The organism is Ruegeria sp. AL3, from assembly GCF_056536065.1.
This window is the reverse complement of sequence record NZ_JBQFJG010000002.1, coordinates 593,736-617,340: the sequence shown is the minus strand read 5'-3', so window position 1 is coordinate 617,340 and position 23,605 is coordinate 593,736. Positions and strand designations below refer to the sequence as shown.

22 protein-coding genes are annotated in these 23,605 nt (G+C 55.8%); 6 read left to right on the top strand and 16 right to left on the bottom strand.

Annotation, left to right across the window (positions count from 1 at the left end; translation table 11 throughout):
• Nucleotide 1: 1 nt before the first annotated feature.
• Genes ACR3E6_RS19275 through ACR3E6_RS19260 form a run of 4 tightly spaced genes read right to left on the bottom strand, consistent with a single transcriptional unit; the run spans nucleotide 2 to nucleotide 3,996 of the window.
• Entirely contained in the window at nucleotides 2–328 is a 327-nt protein-coding gene (locus ACR3E6_RS19275) for a cytochrome o ubiquinol oxidase subunit IV (protein ID WP_224856200.1), read from the bottom strand.
• The gene (locus ACR3E6_RS19270) at nucleotides 321–953 is read right to left on the bottom strand and encodes a cytochrome c oxidase subunit 3 (protein WP_171636380.1); all 633 of its coding nucleotides are present in this window, start codon (nucleotides 951–953) and stop codon (nucleotides 321–323) included. Before ACR3E6_RS19270 ends, ACR3E6_RS19275 begins: the two co-directional genes overlap by 8 nt.
• A complete protein-coding gene (locus ACR3E6_RS19265) occupies nucleotides 950–3,040 on the bottom strand; it encodes a cbb3-type cytochrome c oxidase subunit I (RefSeq protein WP_171724563.1) in 2,091 nt (696 codons plus the stop codon). The genes ACR3E6_RS19270 and ACR3E6_RS19265 overlap by 4 nt, the downstream gene beginning before the upstream one ends.
• On the bottom strand, nucleotides 3,037–3,996 hold the full coding sequence (locus ACR3E6_RS19260; protein WP_253283324.1) for a cytochrome ubiquinol oxidase subunit II: 960 nt from the start codon (nucleotides 3,994–3,996) through the stop codon (nucleotides 3,037–3,039). Before ACR3E6_RS19260 ends, ACR3E6_RS19265 begins: the two co-directional genes overlap by 4 nt.
• Before the next feature lie 179 nt (nucleotides 3,997–4,175).
• Between ACR3E6_RS19260 and ACR3E6_RS19255 the strand changes: the two genes are divergently transcribed.
• The 4 genes from ACR3E6_RS19255 to ACR3E6_RS19240 all read left to right on the top strand — a co-directional run bounded on the left by ACR3E6_RS19255 (nucleotide 4,176) and on the right by ACR3E6_RS19240 (nucleotide 9,718).
• A complete protein-coding gene (locus tag ACR3E6_RS19255) occupies nucleotides 4,176–5,417 on the top strand; it encodes a lytic murein transglycosylase (protein ID WP_480488814.1) in 1,242 nt (413 codons plus the stop codon).
• Nucleotides 5,418–6,075: 658 nt separating this feature from the next.
• A complete protein-coding gene (gene galU, locus ACR3E6_RS19250) occupies nucleotides 6,076–6,969 on the top strand; it encodes a UTP--glucose-1-phosphate uridylyltransferase GalU (protein ID WP_480488812.1) in 894 nt (297 codons plus the stop codon).
• Nucleotides 6,970–7,038: 69 nt separating this feature from the next.
• Entirely contained in the window at nucleotides 7,039–8,478 is a 1,440-nt protein-coding gene (locus ACR3E6_RS19245; RefSeq protein WP_480488810.1) for a mannose-1-phosphate guanylyltransferase/mannose-6-phosphate isomerase, read from the top strand.
• A 169-nt stretch (nucleotides 8,479–8,647) separates the two neighbouring features.
• Nucleotides 8,648–9,718, top strand: a complete 1,071-nt coding sequence (locus ACR3E6_RS19240; protein WP_480488808.1) for a DUF2793 domain-containing protein — start codon at nucleotides 8,648–8,650, stop codon at nucleotides 9,716–9,718.
• A 258-nt stretch (nucleotides 9,719–9,976) separates the two neighbouring features.
• Here ACR3E6_RS19240 and ACR3E6_RS19235 read toward each other — a convergent pair whose 3' ends face one another.
• The 4 genes from ACR3E6_RS19235 to ACR3E6_RS19220 form a co-directional block, all read right to left on the bottom strand.
• A complete protein-coding gene (locus ACR3E6_RS19235; RefSeq protein ID WP_480488806.1) occupies nucleotides 9,977–10,723 on the bottom strand; it encodes an outer membrane protein in 747 nt (248 codons plus the stop codon).
• 17 nt (nucleotides 10,724–10,740) lie between these two features.
• Complete coding sequence (locus ACR3E6_RS19230; RefSeq protein ID WP_480488804.1) at nucleotides 10,741–11,850, bottom strand: HlyD family secretion protein; 1,110 nt, start codon at nucleotides 11,848–11,850, stop codon at nucleotides 10,741–10,743.
• A 143-nt stretch (nucleotides 11,851–11,993) separates the two neighbouring features.
• The gene (locus ACR3E6_RS19225; protein ID WP_209835065.1) at nucleotides 11,994–13,658 is read right to left on the bottom strand and encodes a sulfatase-like hydrolase/transferase; all 1,665 of its coding nucleotides are present in this window, start codon (nucleotides 13,656–13,658) and stop codon (nucleotides 11,994–11,996) included.
• A gap of 4 nt (nucleotides 13,659–13,662) precedes the next feature.
• Nucleotides 13,663–13,884 carry a hypothetical protein gene (locus ACR3E6_RS19220; protein ID WP_152460509.1) on the bottom strand — a complete coding sequence of 74 codons (222 nt, stop codon included), beginning with the start codon at nucleotides 13,882–13,884 and terminating at the stop codon, nucleotides 13,663–13,665.
• A gap of 90 nt (nucleotides 13,885–13,974) precedes the next feature.
• Between ACR3E6_RS19220 and ACR3E6_RS19215 the strand changes: the two genes are divergently transcribed.
• Nucleotides 13,975–14,889: an AraC family transcriptional regulator gene (locus tag ACR3E6_RS19215; RefSeq protein ID WP_480488802.1), complete on the top strand. Its 915-nt coding sequence runs from the start codon at nucleotides 13,975–13,977 to the stop codon at nucleotides 14,887–14,889.
• Nucleotides 14,890–15,051: 162 nt separating this feature from the next.
• On the opposite strand, the gene ACR3E6_RS19210 is transcribed toward ACR3E6_RS19215, so the two are convergent.
• The 8 genes from ACR3E6_RS19210 to ACR3E6_RS19175 form a co-directional block, all read right to left on the bottom strand.
• Nucleotides 15,052–16,041, bottom strand: a complete 990-nt coding sequence (locus tag ACR3E6_RS19210) for a HupE/UreJ family protein (RefSeq protein WP_480488800.1) — start codon at nucleotides 16,039–16,041, stop codon at nucleotides 15,052–15,054.
• Nucleotides 16,038–16,868, bottom strand: coding sequence for a peptidyl-prolyl cis-trans isomerase (locus tag ACR3E6_RS19205; RefSeq protein WP_171724570.1), 831 nt, complete (start codon nucleotides 16,866–16,868; stop codon nucleotides 16,038–16,040). The genes ACR3E6_RS19210 and ACR3E6_RS19205 overlap by 4 nt, the downstream gene beginning before the upstream one ends.
• A 157-nt stretch (nucleotides 16,869–17,025) precedes the next feature.
• Nucleotides 17,026–18,912, bottom strand: coding sequence for a DUF3604 domain-containing protein (locus ACR3E6_RS19200; RefSeq protein ID WP_480488798.1), 1,887 nt, complete (start codon nucleotides 18,910–18,912; stop codon nucleotides 17,026–17,028).
• Nucleotides 18,913–19,146: 234 nt separating this feature from the next.
• The gene (locus ACR3E6_RS19195; RefSeq protein ID WP_171724571.1) at nucleotides 19,147–20,295 is read right to left on the bottom strand and encodes an energy transducer TonB family protein; all 1,149 of its coding nucleotides are present in this window, start codon (nucleotides 20,293–20,295) and stop codon (nucleotides 19,147–19,149) included.
• Entirely contained in the window at nucleotides 20,292–20,669 is a 378-nt protein-coding gene (locus tag ACR3E6_RS19190; RefSeq protein ID WP_152460515.1) for an ExbD/TolR family protein, read from the bottom strand. The genes ACR3E6_RS19195 and ACR3E6_RS19190 overlap by 4 nt, the downstream gene beginning before the upstream one ends.
• A gap of 4 nt (nucleotides 20,670–20,673) precedes the next feature.
• Complete coding sequence (locus tag ACR3E6_RS19185; RefSeq protein ID WP_480488796.1) at nucleotides 20,674–21,006, bottom strand: ExbD/TolR family protein; 333 nt, start codon at nucleotides 21,004–21,006, stop codon at nucleotides 20,674–20,676.
• 25 nt (nucleotides 21,007–21,031) lie between these two features.
• Nucleotides 21,032–21,697: a MotA/TolQ/ExbB proton channel family protein gene (locus ACR3E6_RS19180; RefSeq protein WP_171636404.1), complete on the bottom strand. Its 666-nt coding sequence runs from the start codon at nucleotides 21,695–21,697 to the stop codon at nucleotides 21,032–21,034.
• Entirely contained in the window at nucleotides 21,694–22,122 is a 429-nt protein-coding gene (locus ACR3E6_RS19175) for a hypothetical protein (protein WP_171636406.1), read from the bottom strand. The genes ACR3E6_RS19180 and ACR3E6_RS19175 overlap by 4 nt, the downstream gene beginning before the upstream one ends.
• A 650-nt stretch (nucleotides 22,123–22,772) precedes the next feature.
• Here ACR3E6_RS19175 and ACR3E6_RS19170 point away from each other — a divergent pair.
• A complete protein-coding gene (locus tag ACR3E6_RS19170) occupies nucleotides 22,773–23,600 on the top strand; it encodes a FecR family protein (RefSeq protein ID WP_480488794.1) in 828 nt (275 codons plus the stop codon).
• Nucleotides 23,601–23,605: the final 5 nt, after the last annotated feature.

Genomic DNA, 23,605 nt, shown 5'->3' with positions numbered 1-23,605 from the left:
ATCACATCACATGCATGTGCATTCGAATTGCCAGATTGCCCAGCACCCAGACCGTTCCAAAAATCATGATCAACAGAACCATCGTGGAAAACAGAACCAGATGCAGGTCTTCGCGGCTGCTGCGCCGGCGATCGATGTGCAGGAAATAAACAAGTTGCAGAACAAGTTGGGCCAGACCCAGCAATCCAATTGTCAGGTAAACACCGGGGGTTTCGATCCCAAACAGATGGGCCACGCCGAAGGTCGCAAAAGTCAACAGCAGCGAACCACCGTATCCGATCACATAGCGCCGACGCTCGCGACGGTGCATTTCAGAGCGCTTATCCATAGGTCAGACCTCCGAAATAAACGATGGTGATGATCCCGATCCAGATCAGGTCCAGAAAATGCCAGAACAGAGCCAACCGTACCACGCGCGATATAATGACGTCCGTCATCCCTTTCACACGCAACTGGATACCCAGAACGATCAGCCACAAGCACCCAGCGGCGACGTGCAAGCCATGCAGCGGAACAAGTCCGAAGAAAGCCGACAAGAAACCGCTGCGCTGCGGAATGCCACCTTGTTCCGCCATGGCCATGAAATCACGCACCTCTAGCACCAGGAAGCTGATGCCCAGAAAAAGCGTGACGCCAAACCACAAGACAATACGAGCGCGCGGCAGATTGTATTTCAGCGCCAGCATGGCAAGGCCAACCGTCAGACTGCTTGTCAACAGGATGAGCGTCTGCGCAAAGACGCTTTTGAGATCAAACAGCTCGTGCGGGCCGGGACCACCGGCCTGTGCATCGATCATCGTGATGTAAATCGCAAACATCAGGCCGAAATAGACCAGGTCGCTCATCAAAAAGACCCAGAACCCGAAGGTGACGACCTCGGTCGCCTTGTCAGCACTCGCGTGACGTTCCCCCAGGTTGATACCCGGATAGCTGTGGGTGGGCGCGCGCTTCATGTCACCGCCTCCAGATCGGGGCGGGCGAGGCCGCGATTTTCCGAAGACGTCTCGAAATCGCGATCCACCGCCTTTTCACCGTGAACCAATGCAAGCCAGGCTTCGTGATCCTTGCGCACTTCTTCCGCCGGTATGGTCAGCTCGGTACTGTCGTCGAACGTCCAGACGATCACCGCCAGGATCATCAGAACCGTCATCAATGCAGCCAACCACCAAATCCACCAGACCAGCGCGAACATCCAGATACCACTCATGACACACAGAACGAACCCAATGCCTGTATTGCGCGGCAAATCGATATCTTCATAGGCGTCGGGCGTTGGGTAGGCTGCCCCCTTTTCCTTTGCTGCCGCAAAATCATCCCGGTCCGTAACGGTTGGGATGATCGCAAAGTTGTACGGCGGCGGCGGCGACGGAACAGACCATTCCAACGTCCGTCCATCCCATGGATCTCCAACGGGAACACGGGTCTTTTCGCGGTCACGGATGCTGACCCAAAGTTGGATCAGAACCGAGAACAACGCGCAGGTAATCACCAGCGCCCCGACGATCGCCACCACCATGAAGGGATGGAAAGATGGGTCATCATAGCTGAAAGAACGGCGCGGCATCCCCATCAGCCCGACGAAGTAAAGCGGCATGAAGGTCAACAAAAATCCTATGGTCCAGAGGGCAACCGTGACGCGGCCCCAGAACTCGTTCAGGCGAAAGCCGAAAGCCTTGGGGAACCAGTAGTTATAGGCGGCCAAAAGTCCAAACAGCACACCCGGCAACAGTACGTTGTGGAAGTGGGCCACCAGGAACAGCGTATTGTGTACCTGATAATCCACGGTCGGATTGGCCAGGATCACCCCGCTCAGGCCACCAATCACGAACAACATCAAAAATGCCAAACCATACAGCATCGGCACCGAGAACCGGATGCGCCCCCGCCACAAAGTCGCCATCCAGTCATAGACTTTTACACCGGTGGGAATGGCGATCAGCATGGTTGCGATACCAAAAACGGCGTTGATCAGGGCGCTCTGCCCCATGGTGAAGAAGTGGTGCAGCCAGACGGTAAACGACAGAACCGCGATCGACATCGTGGCGATGACGAGCGAGTTGTAGCCGTAGAGCCTCTTGGCCGAAAAAGTCGCAAAAACTTCGGAGTAGATGCCGTAGGCAGGCAGAACCAGCAGGTAAACCTCGGGGTGGCCGAACAGCCAGAACAGATTGGCATAGTTCATCATGTTGCCGCCGAGGTCATTGGTGAAAAAGTGGAAGTCCAAATAGCGGTCCGCGGCCAGCAAAAGCGCCGCGACGCCCAATGGCGGCATGGCAAAGACGATCAGGATCGAACTGCATATGATGGTCCAGCAATACATCGGCAACCGCATGAAGGTCATGCCCGGCGCGCGCATCTTGTAGATCGTCACGGCAAAATTGATACCGGTAAGCGTCGTGCCGATACCCGATACAACGATCGCCCAGATCCAGTAGTCCGGCCCAACGCCCGGATTGAAGGCGGCCCCGGTATACGGTGGGTAGGCCGTCCAACCACCGGTCGAGAACCGCCCCACGACCAGCGAAACCATAAGCATCATACCGGAAGACACCGTCAGGCCCAGACTGATCTGGTTCAAGCGAGGGAACGCCACATCCCGCGCCCCGATCATCAGCGGGACGACATAGTTCGCGATACCAAAGACAAAAGGCACCGCGACAAAGAAAATCATGATCGTGCCATGGGTGCTGAACAGCTCGGCGAAATGTTCGGCTTCCAGGAACCCGTCGCCCGGGCCCGCGGCTTGCTGCGCGCGCATGACAACGCCTTCCAACACGCCGCGCGCCAGCATGACGATGGCAAAGACGACATACATGATCCCTATCTTCTTGTGATCAACACTGGTCAGCCAATCGCGCCAGAGGGGCGTCCACAACCGAAACCAGCTGAGCAGGCTGACCACGACGACAACGCCAACCAAGACGATTGCGGCCGCGGCGTTGGCAACGATCTCATTCGCGTTCGGGTTCTGGATCAACCCTGTGATCGGAAGCGCATCCCAGTCGAGGCGGCCGAGGAATCCTGAATAGGACGGCGTCATTGCTGCACCACCTGCCCGAAGGATGCCGTTCCCGGCTGTTGATCAACCGGCAGCGCTTTGCCGCTGTGATAGCGGTGCAGGATCGTTTGAAACAAATCTTGTTCCATCGTGAAGTACAGCGCGTCCTTTGGCATTTTGTCGGTGCCCAGCGCCGCCTGCACCTCATCCCTGTCTGTCCGCATCGCGAGCATCTGATACGTTTCCGGGTCCAGTCGGATACCATTTTCGCGCACTTTCTGGGCCCAGCTTTCAAATTCATCACTGTTCATGGCAACGGTACGAAATTTCTGTTTGGTAAAACCCCGCCCGTTGTACTGCGTGTTCTCGCCTTGCATGACCTCGGGGACGTCCGCGACCAGATGCAGTTGGGTGGTCATTCCCGGCATCGCGTAAATCTGGCCCGCCAGCGCAGGGATCATGAAGGATTGCATGACGGTATCGGTGGTCAGCGTCATAGCCACTTGCTTTTTGGTGGGAATGCCGAACTCGCCCACACTGGCAATACCAAGATCGGGATAGATGAACAGCCACTTCCAATCCAGCCCGACAACCTGCACGCGCAAGGCCGGATCTTCACCAAACGCCGACGCGTATGGATCAAGCCGATGGGTGGCCTTCCAAAGGTAGAACGACAGGAGCGCCACAATCACAACGGGCACACCCCACATGAGGAATTCCAGTTTCGCGGAAAAATCCCAATCCGGTCGGTAAGCTGCGTGACTGTTCCTTCTGCGACGATAACGAAACGCGATCAACGGTACCAGTATCAGCACAGGGATAACAGCCACCATGATCAAAGCGGTCGCCCGCAGCAGATGCGTTTTCTGGATGGCGGCAATGGGTCCTTGCGGATCCATGAAACTGTCGCTGGCGGAAACCATGTGCGGCATCGACACAAACAGGATCACCGCCATCGCAAGCAAAGGGATTGGATTGGGCGTTTTTACATGTGCCATGACTGACTGCCCCTTCCTCAAACAAAATATCATTCGACTATCGACAAGTGCGTGAATTTTCTCAAGAGTTTTTCAAACCACCAATTGCCCAAGTCTATCCCGATTCAACTTCGGGTAAATGGGCCCAAGCCACTGCGGCATCTTCCCGTTGACTTGCAATCCCAACCGGGACAGACAAAATGACGATGCGTATTCTGGTATTCTCTTTCGGGTTCATCCTGCTCTTTCAGCCCTTGTTGGCACAGGATCGTGCGGCGATCGAACGCCAGTTTCAGTCGTGGTTGCAAGAAACCATTTGGCCTCGGGCAAAGGCCAAAGGTGTGACACGCGAGACGATGCAAGCAGCCCTTTCCGGCGTGACCCTTGACTGGAAATTGCCTGATCTGGTGCCTCCGGGAAGCGCGCGCAAAACGCCCAAGGTCCAGAAGCAGGCCGAGTTTGGCTCACCCGGTCGCTATTTCAATCCGGGGTCGGTACAAGGCGCAACATCGGCAGGACGGAAAATGGCACGGCGCCATGCCGCAACTCTGGCGGCGGTCGAAGCTGAAACCGGCGTTCCTGCCCGCATTATTCTGGCGATCTGGGGAAGAGAGAGCGGATACGGACAGGTTCCGATCCGACATGATGCTTTCCGGGTACTGTCGACTAAGGCTTTCATGAGCACTCGGGCAGACTATTTCACAGCCGAGCTTGTTGCCGCGCTGCAAATCGCAGAAGCAGGACACCAGCCCGCCCGGCAAATGAAAAGCAGTTGGGCTGGCGCTTTGGGTCAGCCTCAGTTCATGCCGTCCAACTATTTGTCCTATGCTGTCGACGGCAACGGCGACGGGGCGGCTGATATTTGGGGGTCACCCGAAGATACGATTGCGTCAATCGGAAACTACCTCATGAAACACGGCTGGGTTCCTGCACGGGATTGGGGATTCGAAGTTGTCGTACCCCAAAATGTCTCTTGCGCTTTGGAAGGCCCCGATCAGGGGCGACCTATTCAGGACTGGGTTGAGATGGGGATACGTCGCGTCTCGGGCAAACCCTTTTTAGCCCATGAGCTGCGTGGTGACGGGTACTTGATGATGCCCGCAGGACGACATGGTCCGGCATTTCTGGTCACGCCAAACTTCTACGTTCTGAAGGAATACAACAAAAGCGACCTGTATGCCTTGTTTGTCGGCCATGTTGGCGACCGTATTCAATACGGTATCGGAGATTTCAATGGCGCTTGGGGAAAGGTCGGCGGGCTGTACAGATCTGATATCGCCAAGATGCAGCAGGCGTTGGAACAGAAAGGGCATGATGTCGGAGGGGTCGATGGACTGCCGGGGTTCAAAACGCGTCGTTCGATAGGTCGATGGCAAGAGACCCTGGGCATCGAACAGACCTGCTTTCCGGATGCGCTGATGAAAACAAGCCTGGCCCCGTGAGGCAAACCAAGTTGTTCAGCCGACTCTGACACCCGGCCGGCTCATCGATCCAATGTGCAACAATCAGGCGCTTCCAGAACCTATCAACGGAACCTAGTAACAATTGTTGCCCATTCGAAAACAAACTCTAAAAGGGAAAATCAAAAACTCGGATGCGTTGAACAAGGCGGTCAGCCGCCCTTGTGGAAGTAAGAAACTCTGTCCGTCTGCACCCTTTGACGCGGTATGTCCTTCAGACCCCGTGCTTCCGAAAATGAGGGTTGTGGGCTGCTTTGGGCGGGTCGCGGTTTCCGGTTGGGAAAACCACGCAAAAATAACACGATACGCGGTGCGGCAACACAGTCGGGTCGGTTCGGGGGACCTCGTGATCTGCAAGATACGCCGCGAAGAACAAGCCTATGAATTTTTCGTGATGGACCAATGCGATATATCCCGCTCTTCACCGTGCAGTCAGCCAATGATCCAAGCACATGGTGCGCAAATTAAGTATGGATACCGCATCAGAGCGGACTTTTGACTCCTCCCTGGCAAGGTGGCAGGATTTGACTGATAGCAACCTGATCCATCAGGCATCATTGATTGACAGGGCATTGCGGCCTATGAGGACATTCCGGACATTTCCTGCTCTGCTGGCAAAACTTGATAATTGAGAGGCACCATGACACGCAAAGTTACCAAAGCGGTTTTTCCTGTAGCGGGCATGGGAACGCGTTTTTTGCCAGCGACAAAATCCGTTCCAAAAGAAATCATGACGCTGGTGGATCGTCCATTGGTGCAATACGCAATTGACGAAGCCCGTGCAGCCGGGATCAAGGAATTCATTTTTGTAACGTCACGCGGGAAATCCGCGCTGGAAGACTATTTCGACCACAACCTGGTGCTGGAGCAGGAGCTGAAAGCCAAAGGCAAAAACAAACTTCTGGACGTGCTGAACAAAACGAATATGGAAAGCGGCGCGATCGCTTATATCCGCCAGCACAAAGCACTGGGGCTTGGACACGCGGTCTGGTGCGCCCGGCGGCTGATCGGCGATGAACCATTTGCCGTCATGCTGCCTGACGACGTCATCGCCGCCGACAAACCCTGTCTGCAACAGATGATCGAGGCCTACGAAGACACCGGTGGCAACATGGTCGCGGCGATGGAAGTTCCGAAGGAAAAGACCAGCTCTTACGGCGTGCTCGATGTTGGCGACAATATCGGGTCCGTCGTCCCCACCCGAGGCATGGTTGAAAAGCCTGACCCATCAGAAGCGCCATCCAATTTGGCAGTCATCGGCCGGTACGTGCTTCGGCCGTCCGTTTTGAACAACCTCAACGCAAAAAAAACCGGAAGCGGCGGCGAAATCCAGCTGACCGACGCCATCGCCCAGGACATTGCCGCCGGAGTGCCGGCCTTCGGTTACAAATTCGACGGTCAGCGTTTTGATTGCGGTTCAAAATCAGGCTTTCTGCAAGCCACCGTTGCCTTTGCTCTTGCCCGCGAAGACCTGCGCGATGATCTGAGCCAATATCTGAATGACATTGTCGCCACGGGGAAAGCCGCTCAGTAGCCACAGATTGTTTTACTTGTCTAAAAACATGGCAATACCGTCAGTCACCCGCAATTCGAAGGCACGTGCATGACCAATACAGTCTACCCCGTCATTCTTTGCGGTGGATCGGGAACACGTTTGTGGCCCCTGTCACGCAAAAGCTATCCCAAGCAATTCGTTCCTCTGGTCGGCGAAACAAGCCTGTTGCAGAATTGCGCGGAACGGATGCTCGGGCCATCTCAAGAGCCATATGCAAAGCCCCTGATTCTGACCAACGAGGCATTTCGCTTTATTGTCCCCGAACAATTGATGGCCGTCGGAATTGACCCCGGCCCAGTTCTGATCGAGCCCGAAGGTCGAAACACCGCCCCCGCCGTTCTTGCCGCAGCCTTGTATCTGGCGGCACGAGATCCGGATGGCATCATGCTGGTGGCGCCGTCTGATCACGTGGTTCCGGACATGGACGCCTTTCATCAAGCCGTCGCCGAAGGCGTACGGGCAATAAATGAACGACGCGATCTGGTTACCTTTGGCATCACTCCGACACACCCGGAAACCGGTTACGGCTATCTCAAACTCCGCCATCCTCCGGAATCGACCCATGAGGTTGTCCCATTGGATCGTTTTGTGGAAAAACCTGACCGGAAAACGGCCGAGGCGATGCTGTCGGATGGCAGCTATCTTTGGAACTCGGGCATCTTCCTGTTTGCCGTTCGCGATATCCTGGCAGCTTTTGAACAGCATGCGAGCGAACTTATCCCGCCGGTTCAAAAGGCCGTTGCCGAGGCAAAAACGGACTTGGGCTTTCTTCGACTGGACCCGGCGGCATGGGCGGGCGTGGAAGATATTTCAATAGACTACGCCGTGATGGAAAAGGCCCTAAACCTGAGCGTGGTGCCTTATTCCGCTGGCTGGTCCGATGTCGGAAGCTGGACCGCGGTTCAAGAGCTGTCGAACCCCGATGAAGACGGTGTGGCGACCAACGGTGAAGTAACGGCAATCGACTGCCGCAATGCACTGATACGGTCCGAGTCGCCGGCGCAGGAAGTCGTGGCAATGGGTCTTGAAAACGTAATCGCCATTGCGATGCCCGATGCGGTTCTGGTCGCGAGCATGGACAAGGCCCAGGACGTGAAACAGGCCGTTGCAGCGCTGAAGGCCAAAGGGGTGAAACAGGCAGAATCCCTGCCGGTGGATCATCGTCCGTGGGGCTGGTTCGAAAGCCTGGTGATCGGAGACAGGTTTCAGGTCAAGCGCATCCATGTTCATCCCGGCGCGTCGCTCAGCCTGCAATCCCACCATCATCGTTCCGAGCATTGGATCGTGGTTGAAGGCACGGCCAAGGTCACCATCGGTGATCAGGAGCGTTTGGTAACCGAAAACCAATCCGTCTATATCCCGCTGGGAGCGACACACCGAATGGAAAACCCCGGGAAAGTTCCCATGGTTTTGATCGAAGTTCAGACTGGCACCTATCTGGGTGAAGACGACATCATCCGATACGACGACATCTACGCCCGAGATTGATTCTCGGGCATTGCTCTGCACGGGAACACCCATCGGCGGGTTCCCCGCAGACATCAGAATCTTACCAAAATCTTCCCTGGGCGGTCGGCCCGGTCAGACAGGATTGACGCGCTTTGCGGCAGGGTAGCGCGCAACCGAAGCTTCGGACCGACGCCACAGGAGGACCCCCGTGTCACAAACATCCCCCCGATTGAACCTGCCTTTGCTGCAACCGGCACAGGCGCAAAAACACGTTACCCACAACGAAGCCCTGAGACGGCTCGATCTGGTCGTGCAACTCTCGGTACGGTCAACGGATTCCGGGACACCTCCTGTTGTTCCCGCGCAAGGCGAAGTTCATGCTCTTGGAGCCAACCCGACCGGGGACTGGGCAGGACATGCCGGTGAACTTGCCGCCTGGCTGGACAACGCCTGGCATTTCGTTACCCCCGACATTGGCTGGCGCGCCTGGGATGAAGCGGCCGGAGATCTGAAATTCTGGACAGGAACAGCCTGGGCCCCCCTGCCTGTCAGCACGCAGAACCTGGACGGAGTCGGGGTTGCGACCAATTCAGACAGTACGAACCGTCTGTCCGTTCGCAGCCCGGCGACCTTGCTGAGCCACGAAGGCGGCGGGCATCAGCTGAAGATCAACAAAGCCAGCGCCGGTGATACCGCGTCGCTGTTGTTCCAATCGAACTGGACGGGTCACGCCGAAATGGGACTGTCTGGCACTACCGGATTTTCCATCAAAGTATCTCCTGACGGCGGCAATTGGACTGAAGCGATGACCTTTGATCCCGTAGCCGGAACCGTGTCGGGGGCAGCTGTTCAGGCGGACGCCAGCGACACGACTTCGGGCCGACTGATGCGCGCCGACTACGGATACGGCCCTGGAAACCTTCTTGGAACAGTGGCGGAAAACGCAGGTGTTCCGACCGGCGCTGTCATTGAGCGCGGCAGCAATGCCAACGGAGATTATGTGCGGTTTGCCGACGGCACTCAGATCTGTACGGCCACTCTTGCGCCCGTGGCCTGCACGACTGCTGAGGGTGCTCTTTTCAAAAACGGCCCAATAACCTGGGATTTTCCGGCTGACTTTTCGACGCCCCCGAACCTGAACGGCACTGGAGGCGTTGCAACCCGGTTTACCGGGTTTGATACACCTTCGTCGTCGCAATCGACATTCATCGTCTTCTCGGCGATCTCGGATTCGGCAGCCCTGGCGCCATCCGTCACAGCCATTGGCCGCTGGTTCTGACAGGCAGGGCCGCCTGGATACCGGATCAGGCGGCCATTCCGACCGCAGATCGCTTGCAACCCGTTCCGCGTTTACCCGCGCCACCAGATTTGCAGCCCTTCATCACACCGGCAAAAGCAGGATGGTTGGTGGAGCGCCCGCTCACGGAACGCAGCAAACAACTTGTAAGAAAAAGTTTGCACCGACCAAACATGCACGCCTCCCCGACTGACGTCTCGTACCAAGTCAAAGCCGAAGACAATAGTCGTTTACAATCAATCAGAATCGGTAGGTCGCCCCGATCACCGGCCCGGACTGATGGAACTCGAAATCATTGCCGCCAATCTCATGGTCGAAGGCGATATAGCGATATCCGCCACGGATCACCCATCTGTCATTGATAGCATAATCTGCCGTCAACAGAACCTGCCACGTTTCGCTGTCACTGCGGAAGCCGCCATAATCAACGAACCCGGTTCCCGTCCATTTGTCGGAAAAAACGTAACGTATTCTTGCGCCAATGACCGAGTCTACCCAATCGTCGTCCACAACGGTCGTGCGCCCAGGTGCCGAACCGGACGTTAGTGTGAAATTGGTTTCGGTGCTGAACCATCTGAAACCACCGGCAATGTCCAGTTGAACGGAAGGATCTTCATAGACCCGATAGGCCACGTACCCACTTAGGAACTGGGTGGTGAATGATGTATCGAGAGTGGATCCAGACGGACCGGCACCACTGTTGCTGAAGGATAAATTTGTATAATTATAGTCAGCCAGCAGGCTCCAACGCCCATTGGACGCCGCAAACGCGCCCATAAAGGCGAAATCCAGGTTGCTCAGAGCGTCAGAAAAACTCAACGTGCCGTCCAATGTTCCTGACGGGGTCTCGATAGACGTTTCCGTTTCAGGCATGAAAAGGTAAATCGTCGCTTCATGGGACCAATCGCTTTGCTGCGCGGAAGCGGTTGTGCCAAACGCCGCAACCAAGGCCAAACCCGCGCCTTTTAATGCCAGTTCTGTTTTCATCTCGTCCCTCCAATATTTCAGATGTAATTCAGCATTTTGGTGATCCAGAACAGGATTTCCGCCAACACACCGATTGCGCCCGCCTTGTCCGTAACCACCAGCGCAGTGCCGGAAGTCCCGAATGGAAAATCTTCGATATTGATCTGGTCCGGAACTTCGATTAGCACCGGATAGCTGGACACGCCAGCCAGATCGCGCAGTGAAGGAAGGCCCGTGCGCGAGTCAACAACGCCCTCTGCCGTTCCTACGGGCAACGATATGACGGTCCCAGGTATTTCACCGCCCGGCTGGATTCGCAGCGCAAGGCGGATCTGGTCGCCGACGGAAACGTTCATGCGACTTGATTGGGGCAAACTTGCGATCAGATGGCGGTCATCGGGGACAACAAAAGAGATCGCCCCCTGTGCGATAGATACACGATTTCCGGGACGCAGAGAAACGGCGGTGACAAAGCCGTCTTCCGGCGCGCGCACGACTGTTTGTTCCAGCTTCCAAAGCGCCTGCGCCAAAGCCTGCTCAGCCTCGACCACGCCGGCATCAATGCCGTCGATCTTGGCGGCAATCCGCCGCTCCAGACCGGCTTTGCGCGCCTCGGCCGCGCGCAGGCTTGCGGATAATTGATCGATGGCAGACACGGCTTCCTGCAACTGGAAGGTCGTCGATGCCCCCCGCTTCTCAAGATCGACAATGTCGTCACGGCGCTGGACGCCAAAGGTCAATTGCGCGGTGAGGGATTCAATGTCGGCTTCCGCCGCTGCCAGATCGGACTGTAACTGATCTGCCGCAGAACGCGCAGTTTCAAGACTGGCTGTCAGCCGGGCGACTTCGATCCGAAAGGGTGTATCGTCAATCCGGAACAGCGGATCCCCTTTCGCAACCCGCTCATTGGGGCGAACCGAAACGTCAACAACAGTACCTGACACATTGGGGGCAATGTTGGTGGCAACGCCTTGCACCGAAACAGGCCCTGTCGGTGTGGTGTGGTTGAGGGCACCGATTACAACCAGAGCAATGATTGCGGCACCCCCATAGACGACAGATTTCCAGAACCGGTTCCATGGAAGCAGCCCCAGCTTGGAAAACACCACCCAGATCACTCCGAAATAGAGACCTAAGACAATAAGCATATGTTTACTCCATTGCGCAGAGCTGCTGATACCAGCGGGGCGCAAGATTGGTTTCGGATGCGGCCAAGAAGTACGCCAACGCTTGCCCTATTTGCGTGTCGATTTCGCGGCCGCGCATTTCTGTTGACGCGCGCGGCCTTGTTTCATTGTTGCGCCGAAGATCGTTTGACCATGAAAGCCTCGACTGCCTGTTGCGTTTCCGGCCGCAGGTTTTCAATTCCTTCATACGGCATTCCTGTGGCCGGGCCTGTATCGGGGAACAGCTCTTTTCTCGCCATGTGGCGTCCCAGTATGCGGACGAACTCCTGCCCGCCCCAAGCACCAACTTCGGTCGAAACCGGGTACTTTTCGTGCGTGTCGCGCATCACATCAAAGAAATCTGCAATGATCGCGTTTTGACCCGGCCCGGGCAGGTTGAGCTTCAGCTTGTCCTTGACGACCGCCTTTGGGGTATTCACCGAATAGATGATCACGTGATCACGCCGACCTTTGCTTTCATCTTGAAACAGGATCGAGGCAGATTGATCCACGCCATCAATCAACCGGTCTCGGGGAATATGCTGAACCGCGCCGCCGAAACGAGCCAGCGTCGTATAAAGATCAGACACATGAATAATGTTGTTGATCATGCTGTCTGGTTCAATCAGAGCCGGCCACCTTATGAAAGCGTCCACGCGAACGCCGCCCTCGGTCGTATCGCCTTTGCCTCCGCGATAGACCATTGGCGTAAAACCAGATGCCGGTGAATACTTGGTGAAGTGGCCGTTATCGCCCATCAACACGACAATCGTATTATCTGCCACGCCAAGCTCGTCCATGCGCGTGAAGATTTCGCCCAAATACGTATCCAGCTCTTGCAGTTTGTCGGCGTACAGACCTCCATTGACGCTTTCCGGTCCGTCACGCCCGGCCCGCGTATTGTCCAGCGGGATCATCGGCCAATACTGTAGGAAGAAAGGCTCAGTACCGCCGGCCAAGCGTTCCAGTTCACTCAGGGTTTTGTCCTGAAAAGCTTGGTTCATCTCATCATATTTGGCTGCGTTCCAACGCTCCCCCGGCTCCATTCGAATCTCACGAACAGGTCCGCCGGCATTTCCTTCGATCACCGTGGCCATGGCCGATGCATCGGGGCGGAACCAGTCGTCGATCGTGTAATCGTCGACAAAATCTGCGATACCAACCGAAACCTGCTCGCGGATTGCATCGTCATTGAAAATCGTCAACTGGCCCTGTTGATGAACGGCGTGCTGCGCATAGTCGAACCCCTGGTTCATTGCCCAGCTCTCGGCAATGTCACCCATGTGCCACTTCCCGACATGCGAGGTTGCATATCCTTCGGCCTTCAATACCTCGGCAAGCGTCACTTCTTCTCCGGGCAAACCGAAACCAGCGATGTCGACGGTCGTATCACCCATTCCGATCCGAACCGGCAGACGACCGGTCGTCTGGGCCACACGTGTCGGGGTGCAGGAAGGCTCGGTGTACATGCGCACCATGCGCATCGCTTCGTCAGAAAAATCGTTGATGTTTGGGGTACTGATGCCGCGTACCGCGTTCAATTCTGGGATACCCATATCCCCAAAACCGATGTCATCGACCAGAATACTGATGATGTTCGGGGGGTTGCCACCGTTCTCGTCTCGAAATGCCGCGAGAGCCTGATCAACGGCTGTATCGTCCTGTTCCCAGGCATCCTTGTTCTGGGCCTGAAGGATATAAAACTCGGAATCATGCGCAATGGGTGCATCCTGCGCGTAGGCAGGTGCGCTGATCGCCAGAGAACCCAGCAAAAACAACTTGAGATCCATTTCTTTAGGTTTCCTTTTTCCTTGGGTTTTCTTCTCGCTCCAGACCCTGTGCGATAAGATCGTGGGCGACACTGGAAAGTGTCTGACCGGTTAAATCCGCAAGACGCGTAAGCCTGTGACGCTGTGAGGGTGTAAGAAGGGTCACGATCCGTTCCGACCGCACTTCTGCTTTCGGAAGCGGAGGGCGACCACGTTTGGGCGCGGCAAGCGGATCGGGCAATTTCATTTGAACATATTCCTATGTTTCGACTAAGCTTTTCATGCAAACTACAGGGGAGATATTTTGCACCGCATCAAAAAATCGACAAAACTAGACTTGGCCCCGCCCGAAGCGCCCCGGTTTTTTGCGGCCACTTTCCGTGATCCGAACCAGATCGCCGCAATATCCAAATGGGATATGGATTTCCGTCAGATCGAAGACGGCGAAATGCAGGCTGATTTCAAGGTTAGATCCGGCCCGCTTATTTCCGTTATGAAGTTTGGTTTCTCGCGGCGTGTGCACCAGATCGGCGCGTCTCCGAAGGGGCACATCACATTTGGCATCCCTACCCATTCAAGACTGACGGACTGGAACGGTACCAGCATCGAAACGCCACCGTTTCTGTCCTTCGGCAGCGGCGATGAGTTCGACTGTATCAGCGACAGCGGGTTCGGCGGATATACGATGACCGTTGAAACTGAGAATGCGATGAAAATAGGCGAGAAGCTGGGGATCGCAGTTTCTGATACGGAATTCCGGGCATTTTTGTTACCTGCAACGCCACCTGATCGCTCGGCTGCGCTTTTGAACGACATTCAGACTTTGTTGGCGAACCCAAATTCGTCAGAACAGGGCGAAACCCATTTGATCGAAGAGATACTGCGGATCGCTTTGGGGGGCGGGGCGGATCGCAGGGAACCGCGGATAAACCGAAAAGCTCTGGCACTTGCTGCGGCCATTGATCGGATGACGGCGACCCCGGACGAAAACGTCCCCATCAGCGAGATCTGCGGGGATATCAGTGTGTCATTGCGCACATTGGAACGCGCGTTCAACGAAAAATTCGGTATCGGCCCAAAGGCCTATTACACAAGGTTCCGCCTTAACAGGGTTCGCAGCCTGCTTGCAGAACAAGGCAAAGATCTGTCAATTTCTGACGCCGCAAACCGATATGGCTTTTGGCATATCGGGCAGTTCTCACAAGATTACAAAAAGTGTTTCGGCGAATTGCCATCGGCCACTGTCGATTGAAAACACTTGGCTTTGTGCTGTTTGTGACCATGGCCTTTCATGGAAGCAAAATCGAAACCGCGCAAAAGCTCAGCAGGTCAGGCTCGGGCCGCATTCCATTTCAGGCACATGCGCCGTCATGATCCACAAAATCTTGCTCAACTCTCGCGACTTCGCCACGGTTCAAAAACCGCTTATGCGTTCTATCAGCCAGTACATTGACACTGAGCCGATCCCATACGCGGTCAAGACCGTGGCATGTTTGCCAACCGGGAACGCGATCAGCCGCCAGGTCGCCATCAAAAGAGCCAAGGCAGCAATAAAACTCAGCTGCCCGGCTTCGACACCGAGGTTGAAGGCCAGCAATGCCGCGGGAATATCGTTAGGGGGCAACCCGATATCAGCCAATGCCCCTGCAAAACCTAGGCCGTGCAAAAGCCCGAACCCGAAGCATACGATCCAGGGTTTCTGTTTTGAAAGCCGGAACCGTCCTTCGCCACCTTTGACGATCTCAATCGCCAGAAAAACGATGGACAGTGCGATAACGGCCTCGACCGGTGGTCCGGGAACATTCAAAACGCCCATCGTTGCCAGCGCCAAGGTTATTGAATGCGCAAGTGTGAACGCTGTTACGGCTCCGACAAGTTTCCATGGATCGCGGACCAGAACAAACAGCGCAAAGACAAACAGAAGGTGATCCCAACCTTCCAGTATGTGTTCAAATCCCAACTGGGAATATGCGGCAAACACTGACCATGTCGACTGTTCAGAAGGTATGATTTGAACATTGATATCCGGTGTAAAACGAAACGTAGTAGGTTGCGCATCCTGGGGATGCACACGCGCCAGCACGTCGTTTCTCTGAGTCTCAAGGCCCTCAATGGCAATGGGTTGGCCCGCGATACCCGCCTGGCATTCGACGACCCAGGACGAAACCCACCCTCGACCGTCGGATATGGGATCCGGGCCACGCGCCGGAGTGCAGCCATCTGGCAAAACTGCGTCAATCGCCATCGGTTGGCCATTCACGTCGGGCTTTCGCCAATGAACGGTCCAGGTGTCAGAGGCAATCTGACGAATTTCCAGAAATCCCGGATCAAGCGCGTGCGCAGCAGCGAAATTTGCAGGCCACACAAACAGCAGCGCAAACAGGAAGCAGATCAAAGCTCTCATTTAGCCGGGCCTGAAAGATCGGGGGCCACAATCTCGTATTTTTCGGCCAGAGACTGATATTGCGCTTGCGCCAGATCTTCACTCATCGCGCGGCGCCAGTCCCGCAGCACCGTATTGTGAATTTCAGCAAGTGGCGGTGTTCGGCTGGGCTCGACCGCAACGACCTCGACAAGGTGGATACCGTAACCTGACCGGATCGGACCCGTCCACTGACCTGTTTCGACCTCTGTTATGCTTTGCGAAAACCCTCCTCCAAAGACCGACTCGACAACCCGCGTCGCGGACAAAGGCATTGATGCCGGCAGCAAGGTCGAACCGCCCAGATCGGAGATGTCTTGCTTGGCGCGCAGGGTGGCCAGGGCTTTCTCGATTTCGGCCTCTCCGGGCTCCTCTCCAAGAAAGGCCTGATTAAAAGCCACCATGACAGGCGTTGCATAGCGTTCCGCGTTTTCCTGAAGAAAAACCTCCAGATCTTCGTCATTCGGAACGATGGAAGTGGCAATGGCTTCGGTCAGATAATCCATTTTTTGGCTCAGCCGGGTCCTTATCAAGGGATCTCCGCGATCCAGACCAAGTTGTCTTGCCTCCCGGACCAGAACCTCTTCACGAATGGATGCGTCGACCAAAGCCTTCAGTTCCGCATCGCTTGGAGGGCGTTTCCACTGCGCTTCGAAACGAGCGGACAAAAGCGCAACGTCATCCTGGTCGAGTGTTATTTTCTCAATATCTTCAACGTTCTCGCTTTCCGGCGCTACAATATGGAACCAAACAAAAATTGCCGCTCCAATCAAAAAAAAATGGAGCAGAGGTTCTTTCAGTACTCGCATCAAGCCTCCTGCGTGAAACGTGGCCAGATTGTTTGTTCAGATGTTGGCGTCATCGGGTCGGGTTTTGCATGATGATGCCCTCCGCGTGTTACAGTAACGCGGAGGACGCACCGAGGTAAGGTCATTAACTCGGCTTGTGTTCCAATCGCAGAACGGATCACTCTGCCGGGGTGTACCAGATCGGGGACGAATAGGCGCGTTCCTGATGCGTAAGCACTGCATCCTCGGGCAATTCGATACCATATCTCAACTTGTCATACAGGATCCAACGCGGCGTTGGAATTTCGATGGCGCGGACGTAGTAAAATGCGCGCGCATTCGGATCGAAATCCGGGTCTGACCATACGGTGACAAGTTCGGCCGTTCCGATTGTGTTGGTCCAGCTGGCAGTATCCACGTCCACAGTGTTTCCAACCGCAGGGACTTTGCCGTTTTGATCGACCTCGCGGTTATCCGACCATGCGACGTCGTAGACCTTTTCCTGCAAGGCACCTTCAGAATCGAGCCATCCCTTTATCACTTGAACACGGTCAAGATTGGCACCAACCGGGTCGCGCAGAGCGGCGATCAGGAAGCTTGGCGCAGCCTCACCCTCGCGCGGGCGCAGGTCCGAACCCATTGGCACCCCTTTGGTATAGCCAACATTGGCCAGAAAACGGGTTTCAACATCAGCTTCACTGAAATCCCATCCGCCAAAGAACCGCAGGCCGATCCTTGGCCCGGTCGTTGCATAGGTTTCGCGGCGCTTGAACGCGTCAAAGATCGCCGCGCGTGTATTCTCAGTAGCCCAGACAGCCGTGTATCCGGAGGCGACAAGCAGGTCGCCGGGAATTTCACCAAGGTCATTGGCTATGAACGGATGCTTGATACGCGAGGCTGAGGGCTCGACGCTGACGGATTTTCCAAAGAAGTTGTCTTCTTCGGCCGTGGCCAAAGAGGTATGGCTGTCCGTCGCACCCCCCATGCCGAATTTATAGGGGTTCACGCCAAACTTTTCTTCCAGCATCAATCCGCGTTTCAATGCCTCTCGGGCGTATTCTCCGGCCAGCATGTCATCGGTTTTCAACTCGGTTATGTCCAGATTGCCGACGTCCCAGTTCTCGTAATCGGCAAATTCATCATCCGGGCTCAGGAAAGGATGCGCTTCACCGTCACCCTTGATCTGGGTGACTTCGTAATGGGGCTCCCATTTTGCGCGGGCCGCGACATATTCCTCGTCAACCTTGCCGCCGTGATAGGTGTCTTCGGTCGGGAACATCCACCCATTCGACAGGTTCCCGTTATGGGCAAAGGCAACTGCACGCCCCCCCGTTTTTTCCTGATACTCTTCAAGCCAGGCATAAAGCGCCTTTGGATCCGTATCACCGTAGGGCGGTTGCGTGACCGGCGGCACCATTTGAAGCGCCCTGATTGGGCCATCGCGCAGCATGACATTACGGTGCAAGTTGAACCCTTTCGGTACCGAGGTCCATTCAAAGCCGATGAAAGCGGTAAAGGTGCCGGGGTCATTGTGCCGCTCTGCCGCCAGAACGATGCTTTCCCAGGTAAAGGCAAATGCATCGGCACCGGGGCTGTACGATTCCAACAGGATTTCCGGCAGTGTCATTTGCGAAAAATTGGTGATGATGTCGAAAGCCGCTTTACCGGCTTCTTCCCCGCCGGCCTTGTACCCCTTGTACCACTCCAGTCCTTTGGGATCAGAAAGAACGCCCGGCTTGCCAGCCTGCAAATCCGGCGCGAACCCCATCAGATCCGTGTGATCCGTGAGAACCATCCAATCCAATGGTCGTGACAGTCTTACAGGCTGACCCGTTGAAGAAATGACCTGCTCACCCTTGGCGAAACGCCACGCCTCATCCGGCAGCAAGGTGTTCCCGAAAGCACCCGCATCCAGCGAAAGCCCGGTGTGAAGGTGAGTGTCCCCCCATAATGGACGTTCAGGAAATGTGCGTTGGGCGTAAGGGGAATAGGGCTGATCAGAAAACAATCCCTCGGCAGCATCTTCGCTGGGTACGGCGTCGGCACCAACAACAGCGGGGACCAATATGAGTGAGATTATGCAAGCAGACTTCCGAAACAAAGTGACCTCCCAGTTCAGGAATACTTAGCTATGAGGGCGAATTTCATCGCGCCATTATTATATTCCCATTTTCTTATATCACATTCTATCGGCCAAAGGGTATTTTAATCTCAGAGCTGCAAACCCGCGCAATCAGGGAATTCGGCGAAAGCCCTTAGGGTGATCGCTAATCGTGTTCACCTGACAAGACCCGTCGGATCATCTTATCTGATAGTAAAATGAAAGCTTCCGGCTGACGCCCCCCGGCGGGCGCGGGAAAGGTGCGGCGGTTCGAACCTGTTCTTTGGCTGCGCGCTCTATTTCCGGCGAGCCAGAGCTTTCGACGACATCAACCCAGGCCAATGAACCATCCGGGTCAATCTGGAAAAACACCCGCGCATAACCTCGACCGGCAACGTAAACGATTGGCGCCCTGTTCAGATGAACAAGAACCTGACCTGCATAGTTCGTGGTGTCTGAATTTCCCGGCCCCCGCCCGCCTGAACGTGTGCCGCCCCGGTTTTGTCGGAAGGCGTCGACACCCTCTCTTTGATACGTAGCCAGCGGTGATTCAATCGTCTGCTCCGGAAATCTCAGAGCGTCAAAGTTGCTTGACGGATCCAACGCACCCCGCAGGGTGGGTTGCGGGCGTCGGTCTGGAAGGCGAGGCCGCAATGACGTGGCTACGGCCTGTTCGGATCCGTCCACGCTGGCATCGGGTACGGTCAATTCGGCGTCTTCATCCAGAGGTTCTGACGCTTCTTCCGGTATCACAGGTTCAAGTGGGGACGTGTTTTCCGGAACAACCGGAGCCACCTCGACCGGTAACGCGGCGATCTGTTGTTGTTCCTTGGACACCGGTTCTTCGGCAGAAGAAGGCTCAACCGGAGCAACCGCCTCTTCCTTAGGCACCTCGGGTGTTTCGGCCAACGCTTCAGGCCTTGCCGACGCAGCGCCTTCCGCTTCAGCGGCTTCGCCTTCGTCCTCCAGGTTCTGGTCTATAGGGTCCACGACAATCTCATCCGGCGCCCTCGGCTGGATAATCGTTGAATTCCCGGTATCGGGCGTGAACGTCTCTTGCGGATTCGGCGAGGCCACGCGGGCATCACTTGTCGGAACTTCTGCCTCCTGCGGCTGGGTTGGCGGTTCCACCGGAGGGGTTGGCGGTTCATCCGGCGCGGGCGGTACGGGTTCGATCCTGGTATCGGCCAACTCTTCGAACGCGTTGCTGAGTTCGATTGTGTCGGTACCGGGTTCCCCGGAAGCCGGATCTGACAACTCTGGCACCGTGACAATCAAGCCGATCAGATGCACCAGTACGGAAATCGAAATTGCAATGATTGCAACAGAAATGGACCGCCTGATCATTCTAGGGCCTGTTCGGTCACCAGAAAAACGGTTGGCGCACCCAACCGGCGCAAACTGCTGGTGATCTCCATCAATCGAGAGGCCGACGCATTCCTGTCCGGAACGATCCGCACAGGCCCCGAGTCATGCGCGGCCATGAAAGCTTCCGCCTCGATCGGATTGCCGCGAAAGCTCAATGTCCCGTCCCGATGAAGAACAAGCGCATCCGGCGGCTCGCGGCCGTCAAGGTCCGCTGTATTCACCAGATCCAGATCGGGATCCAATGGCGGTGCAATCGTACCCGTAATCAGAAAAAAGATCAGGATCAGAAAGACGACGTTGATCAGCGGAATGGTGGAATCACGATTTCGACCGGGTCGGATGTAACGGATCATTGCCTCACTCCAACACCCTGACCGTCAAACCTTCGCGCCCACGCAATGGGACAAGCAGGTCCACAAGACGTTGCGCAGTTGTCTCCGGATCAAGGCTCACCAACACCTGACCGGCTTGGACCTGATCGAACAATTCCTCAAGCGACAGGGGTTGACCGTTCAGGACAACACGTGTGGAGCCAAGTTGCACGAAAAGGCGTTCGGGCGGCGTTGCGTCGGCATTCCCGCCTGTGGCGGCGCTGCTCAACTCGATCTCGCTGAACCGCGAAAACGTTGAGGACAGCATGAAAAACAGCAACAGCAGAAAGATCACGTCGATAAGGGGTGTCATCGACATGCGCCGCCGCACAAAAGGCGCAGTGTTACGCATGTTCTGGGGCGACCGGGGCCTGTGCCGCTGCCTCTGTACTTTGGATGGAATGACCGGGAACCAGAACCGTACGCAAAGCCTTGTCCGCAAAAACACGCTCGCGTGCGGTTCGGCTTTCAAGCCAGGACAAAACCATCGACGTTGGCATCGCAACGGCCAGACCAACGGCCGTGGTGATCAGGGCCACCCAGATCCCGCCGGCCAAAAGAGACGGATCAACCGATGATCCAGCGGTTTGCAAGCTTTGGAAAGCACTGATCATACCCAGAACCGTACCAAAAAGACCCAGCAAAGGCGCCAGCTGCGCCACGGTGTCCAGCAAACGAAAACCACGTTCCAGACCGGCAAGCGCCAAACCCGCTTCGGCATCCAGCCGGTCATCGGCCCCCGGAACACCAGATGCGTTCATCGCCGCGCCCACAATAGGGGCAAGATAGCTGCTGCTGTCCGCCAGCCTTGCGCGCGCGGCACTGTGATCTCCTGCGTCCCAGGCTGCCAGAGCTTCAGACAGCACCTTGTGCCGCCCGACACCGCAGGCTGCAAATTGCCAGAGTTTGTAGAGGGTGACGGCCAGCGTCAAAACCGACATGGCGATCAATATCGCCACCACCGGCCCGCCGAGGTCAAATATCTCACGTAGTGCGGCTACAGGACTCATCCCAACAACTCCATTTCCACCCTGCTGCTGAGCGTGAGGGTGCTGTCGCATATGTCACTTTCGGAACCATCCACGACGCAGGAGTTCGCGCCGTTGATCAAGGCTTGTCCAACTGTGTCACATGTTCTGTTGGGAAGGTCGAACTGGCGCACCCGGGGCCGGTCGGCGGGCAAGTCACGAAAGTCGAAAAGTGAAAGGTTCAAAACACCACCTTCGGTGTCGAAAATGACGGTTTCGAACACGGCACCGTCGATCGGCTGCCCGGTTTCATTCTTGACCAGAAACGTCAACCTGCACGCGTTGGCGACATTCTCGGCCGAGTTCAGCTCCACAAAGAGCCGTGCAGCAGAATCGGATTGTGCAGGCGCTGTGGACAGCAAACAGCCAGAAAACATGGCCGCGACCATAATGCGACGAAACAGCATGAACAGACTCCGTGTTGCAGCGCTGGAACAATCGGGCAGCGACCGTCAGCTTGCCCATCTGCGTTTCTACCCGAGGGACATGTCACATTAAAGAGCCGCGAAGGGTGGCAAAGTAAAAGGGTCGTCAGCGCGTGTTGATATACGTACGTTCACGGCAAGACATACGCTGCGCAATCAGAATTTCAACTGCACACAATGCTGCTCAGCGCATCTGGACACCCAGCAAGTTGATGTCGGATCTAATTTGAAAAGTCGCACTTTTTCCAAACAGGTGCTTAAGCCGCAACAAAAGGTTCGAAACTGCGCCCGATTAAGGCTGCACAGAAGCGCCCCCAAAGCGGATTTGGAACGTCGTTTTCACTTAATTCTTGCTAAAAGCGCGAAAAATAATGCATATTTGTCTACATTTTTAATGCATATGAATAATAACATGCTTTTCGAGAGGCAAGCGTCGAGCACAGCGCGGTTTCCGTGCTTTCAAGCCCATTGGGGGAAGGGGTTCGAGTTTGTCGTTGTTAAAGATTGTAATGGTTCTTTGCGTTGTCGTGGCCATACCGTCGCAGACCATCGCCAACATCGGAAAAATTATTAGCGTCAAACAAGGCGCCCAAGTCGTTCGCGCGGGAAAAGCACAACCCATTTATTCAGGAATGGAGGTTGCGTCCGGCGACGCGCTCAGCACTGATCAGACTGGCGTAATCCAGATCGTTTTTGTGGATGACACCAAGATTGCCATCGGCCCCAACGCACGCATGGTGCTGGATGTGTCCATGCTGCGAAGTAACCGCAAAGCCAAGAGCTTTGCCGTTCAGGCCTTGGGTGGCAGTTTTCGGTTTATTTCCGGAAAAAGCCGGAAGAAAGCATACTCGATCAGGACTCCGTCGGCGACAATGGCCGTGCGCGGCACCACCTTCGACATGTGGATCGTGTCGGAAAAGCAAAGCGCGATGCTTGTCCTGCAAGGTACGGTCCGCATGTGCGGCAGTCAGGGCGCGTGCAGGTCTTCGGGGCGTCAATGCAGCATGTTCGCAACAAGCGGAGACGGAGGAGTTGGACGGCCTGCCGATCAGGCGCAATACGAACAAGCGCTGAAAAGCGGGTTTCCATTCGTTCAGTCTCAGGAAGGGCTGCTGCCTCCTTTGCAGGTACGCGTTGAAGGGTGCTCAGGTGATGGAGCGCCCATACGGCGCATCGAGACAGACCGGTCGGAAGCCCGTAGAGACCCTCCTCAGCAACGTGAAGCGCAGAATACGGTCACTGGACCTTCGCCTTCCGCGAACAATGAACCGGCAAGAGAAGAACCGGACCCTGCGGAACCCGAACGCGAAGAACCAGAGCAGGAAGAGCCCGACAGAGAAGAACCGGAGCAGGAAGAACCTGAACGGGAAGAACCTGAACATGAGGAACCCGAACGGGACGAACCGGAACCTGAGGAGCCCGAACGGGACGAACCAGAGCGGGAAGAAACTGATCCGTAATTGCT

Excerpts from the sequence above, each read along its gene's own strand:
- ACR3E6_RS19275 (WP_224856200.1), bottom strand. The coding sequence starts at position 328 with ATGGATAAGCGCTCTGAAATGCACCGTCGCGAGCGTCGGCGCTATGTG.
- ACR3E6_RS19270 (WP_171636380.1), bottom strand. The coding sequence starts at position 953 with ATGAAGCGCGCGCCCACCCACAGCTATCCGGGTATCAACCTGGGGGAA.
- ACR3E6_RS19265 (WP_171724563.1), bottom strand. The coding sequence starts at position 3,040 with ATGACGCCGTCCTATTCAGGATTCCTCGGCCGCCTCGACTGGGATGCG.
- ACR3E6_RS19260 (WP_253283324.1), bottom strand. The coding sequence starts at position 3,996 with ATGGCACATGTAAAAACGCCCAATCCAATCCCTTTGCTTGCGATGGCG.
- ACR3E6_RS19255 (WP_480488814.1), top strand. The coding sequence starts at position 4,176 with ATGACGATGCGTATTCTGGTATTCTCTTTCGGGTTCATCCTGCTCTTT.
- galU (WP_480488812.1), top strand. The coding sequence starts at position 6,076 with ATGACACGCAAAGTTACCAAAGCGGTTTTTCCTGTAGCGGGCATGGGA.
- ACR3E6_RS19245 (WP_480488810.1), top strand. The coding sequence starts at position 7,039 with ATGACCAATACAGTCTACCCCGTCATTCTTTGCGGTGGATCGGGAACA.
- ACR3E6_RS19235 (WP_480488806.1), bottom strand. The coding sequence starts at position 10,723 with ATGAAAACAGAACTGGCATTAAAAGGCGCGGGTTTGGCCTTGGTTGCG.
- ACR3E6_RS19230 (WP_480488804.1), bottom strand. The coding sequence starts at position 11,850 with ATGCTTATTGTCTTAGGTCTCTATTTCGGAGTGATCTGGGTGGTGTTT.
- ACR3E6_RS19225 (WP_209835065.1), bottom strand. The coding sequence starts at position 13,658 with ATGGATCTCAAGTTGTTTTTGCTGGGTTCTCTGGCGATCAGCGCACCT.
- ACR3E6_RS19220 (WP_152460509.1), bottom strand. The coding sequence starts at position 13,884 with ATGAAATTGCCCGATCCGCTTGCCGCGCCCAAACGTGGTCGCCCTCCG.
- ACR3E6_RS19210 (WP_480488800.1), bottom strand. The coding sequence starts at position 16,041 with ATGAGAGCTTTGATCTGCTTCCTGTTTGCGCTGCTGTTTGTGTGGCCT.
- ACR3E6_RS19205 (WP_171724570.1), bottom strand. The coding sequence starts at position 16,868 with ATGCGAGTACTGAAAGAACCTCTGCTCCATTTTTTTTTGATTGGAGCG.
- ACR3E6_RS19195 (WP_171724571.1), bottom strand. The coding sequence starts at position 20,295 with ATGATCAGGCGGTCCATTTCTGTTGCAATCATTGCAATTTCGATTTCC.
- ACR3E6_RS19190 (WP_152460515.1), bottom strand. The coding sequence starts at position 20,669 with ATGATCCGTTACATCCGACCCGGTCGAAATCGTGATTCCACCATTCCG.
- ACR3E6_RS19185 (WP_480488796.1), bottom strand. The coding sequence starts at position 21,006 with ATGTCGATGACACCCCTTATCGACGTGATCTTTCTGCTGTTGCTGTTT.
- ACR3E6_RS19180 (WP_171636404.1), bottom strand. The coding sequence starts at position 21,697 with ATGAGTCCTGTAGCCGCACTACGTGAGATATTTGACCTCGGCGGGCCG.
- ACR3E6_RS19175 (WP_171636406.1), bottom strand. The coding sequence starts at position 22,122 with ATGCTGTTTCGTCGCATTATGGTCGCGGCCATGTTTTCTGGCTGTTTG.
- ACR3E6_RS19170 (WP_480488794.1), top strand. The coding sequence starts at position 22,773 with ATGGAGGTTGCGTCCGGCGACGCGCTCAGCACTGATCAGACTGGCGTA.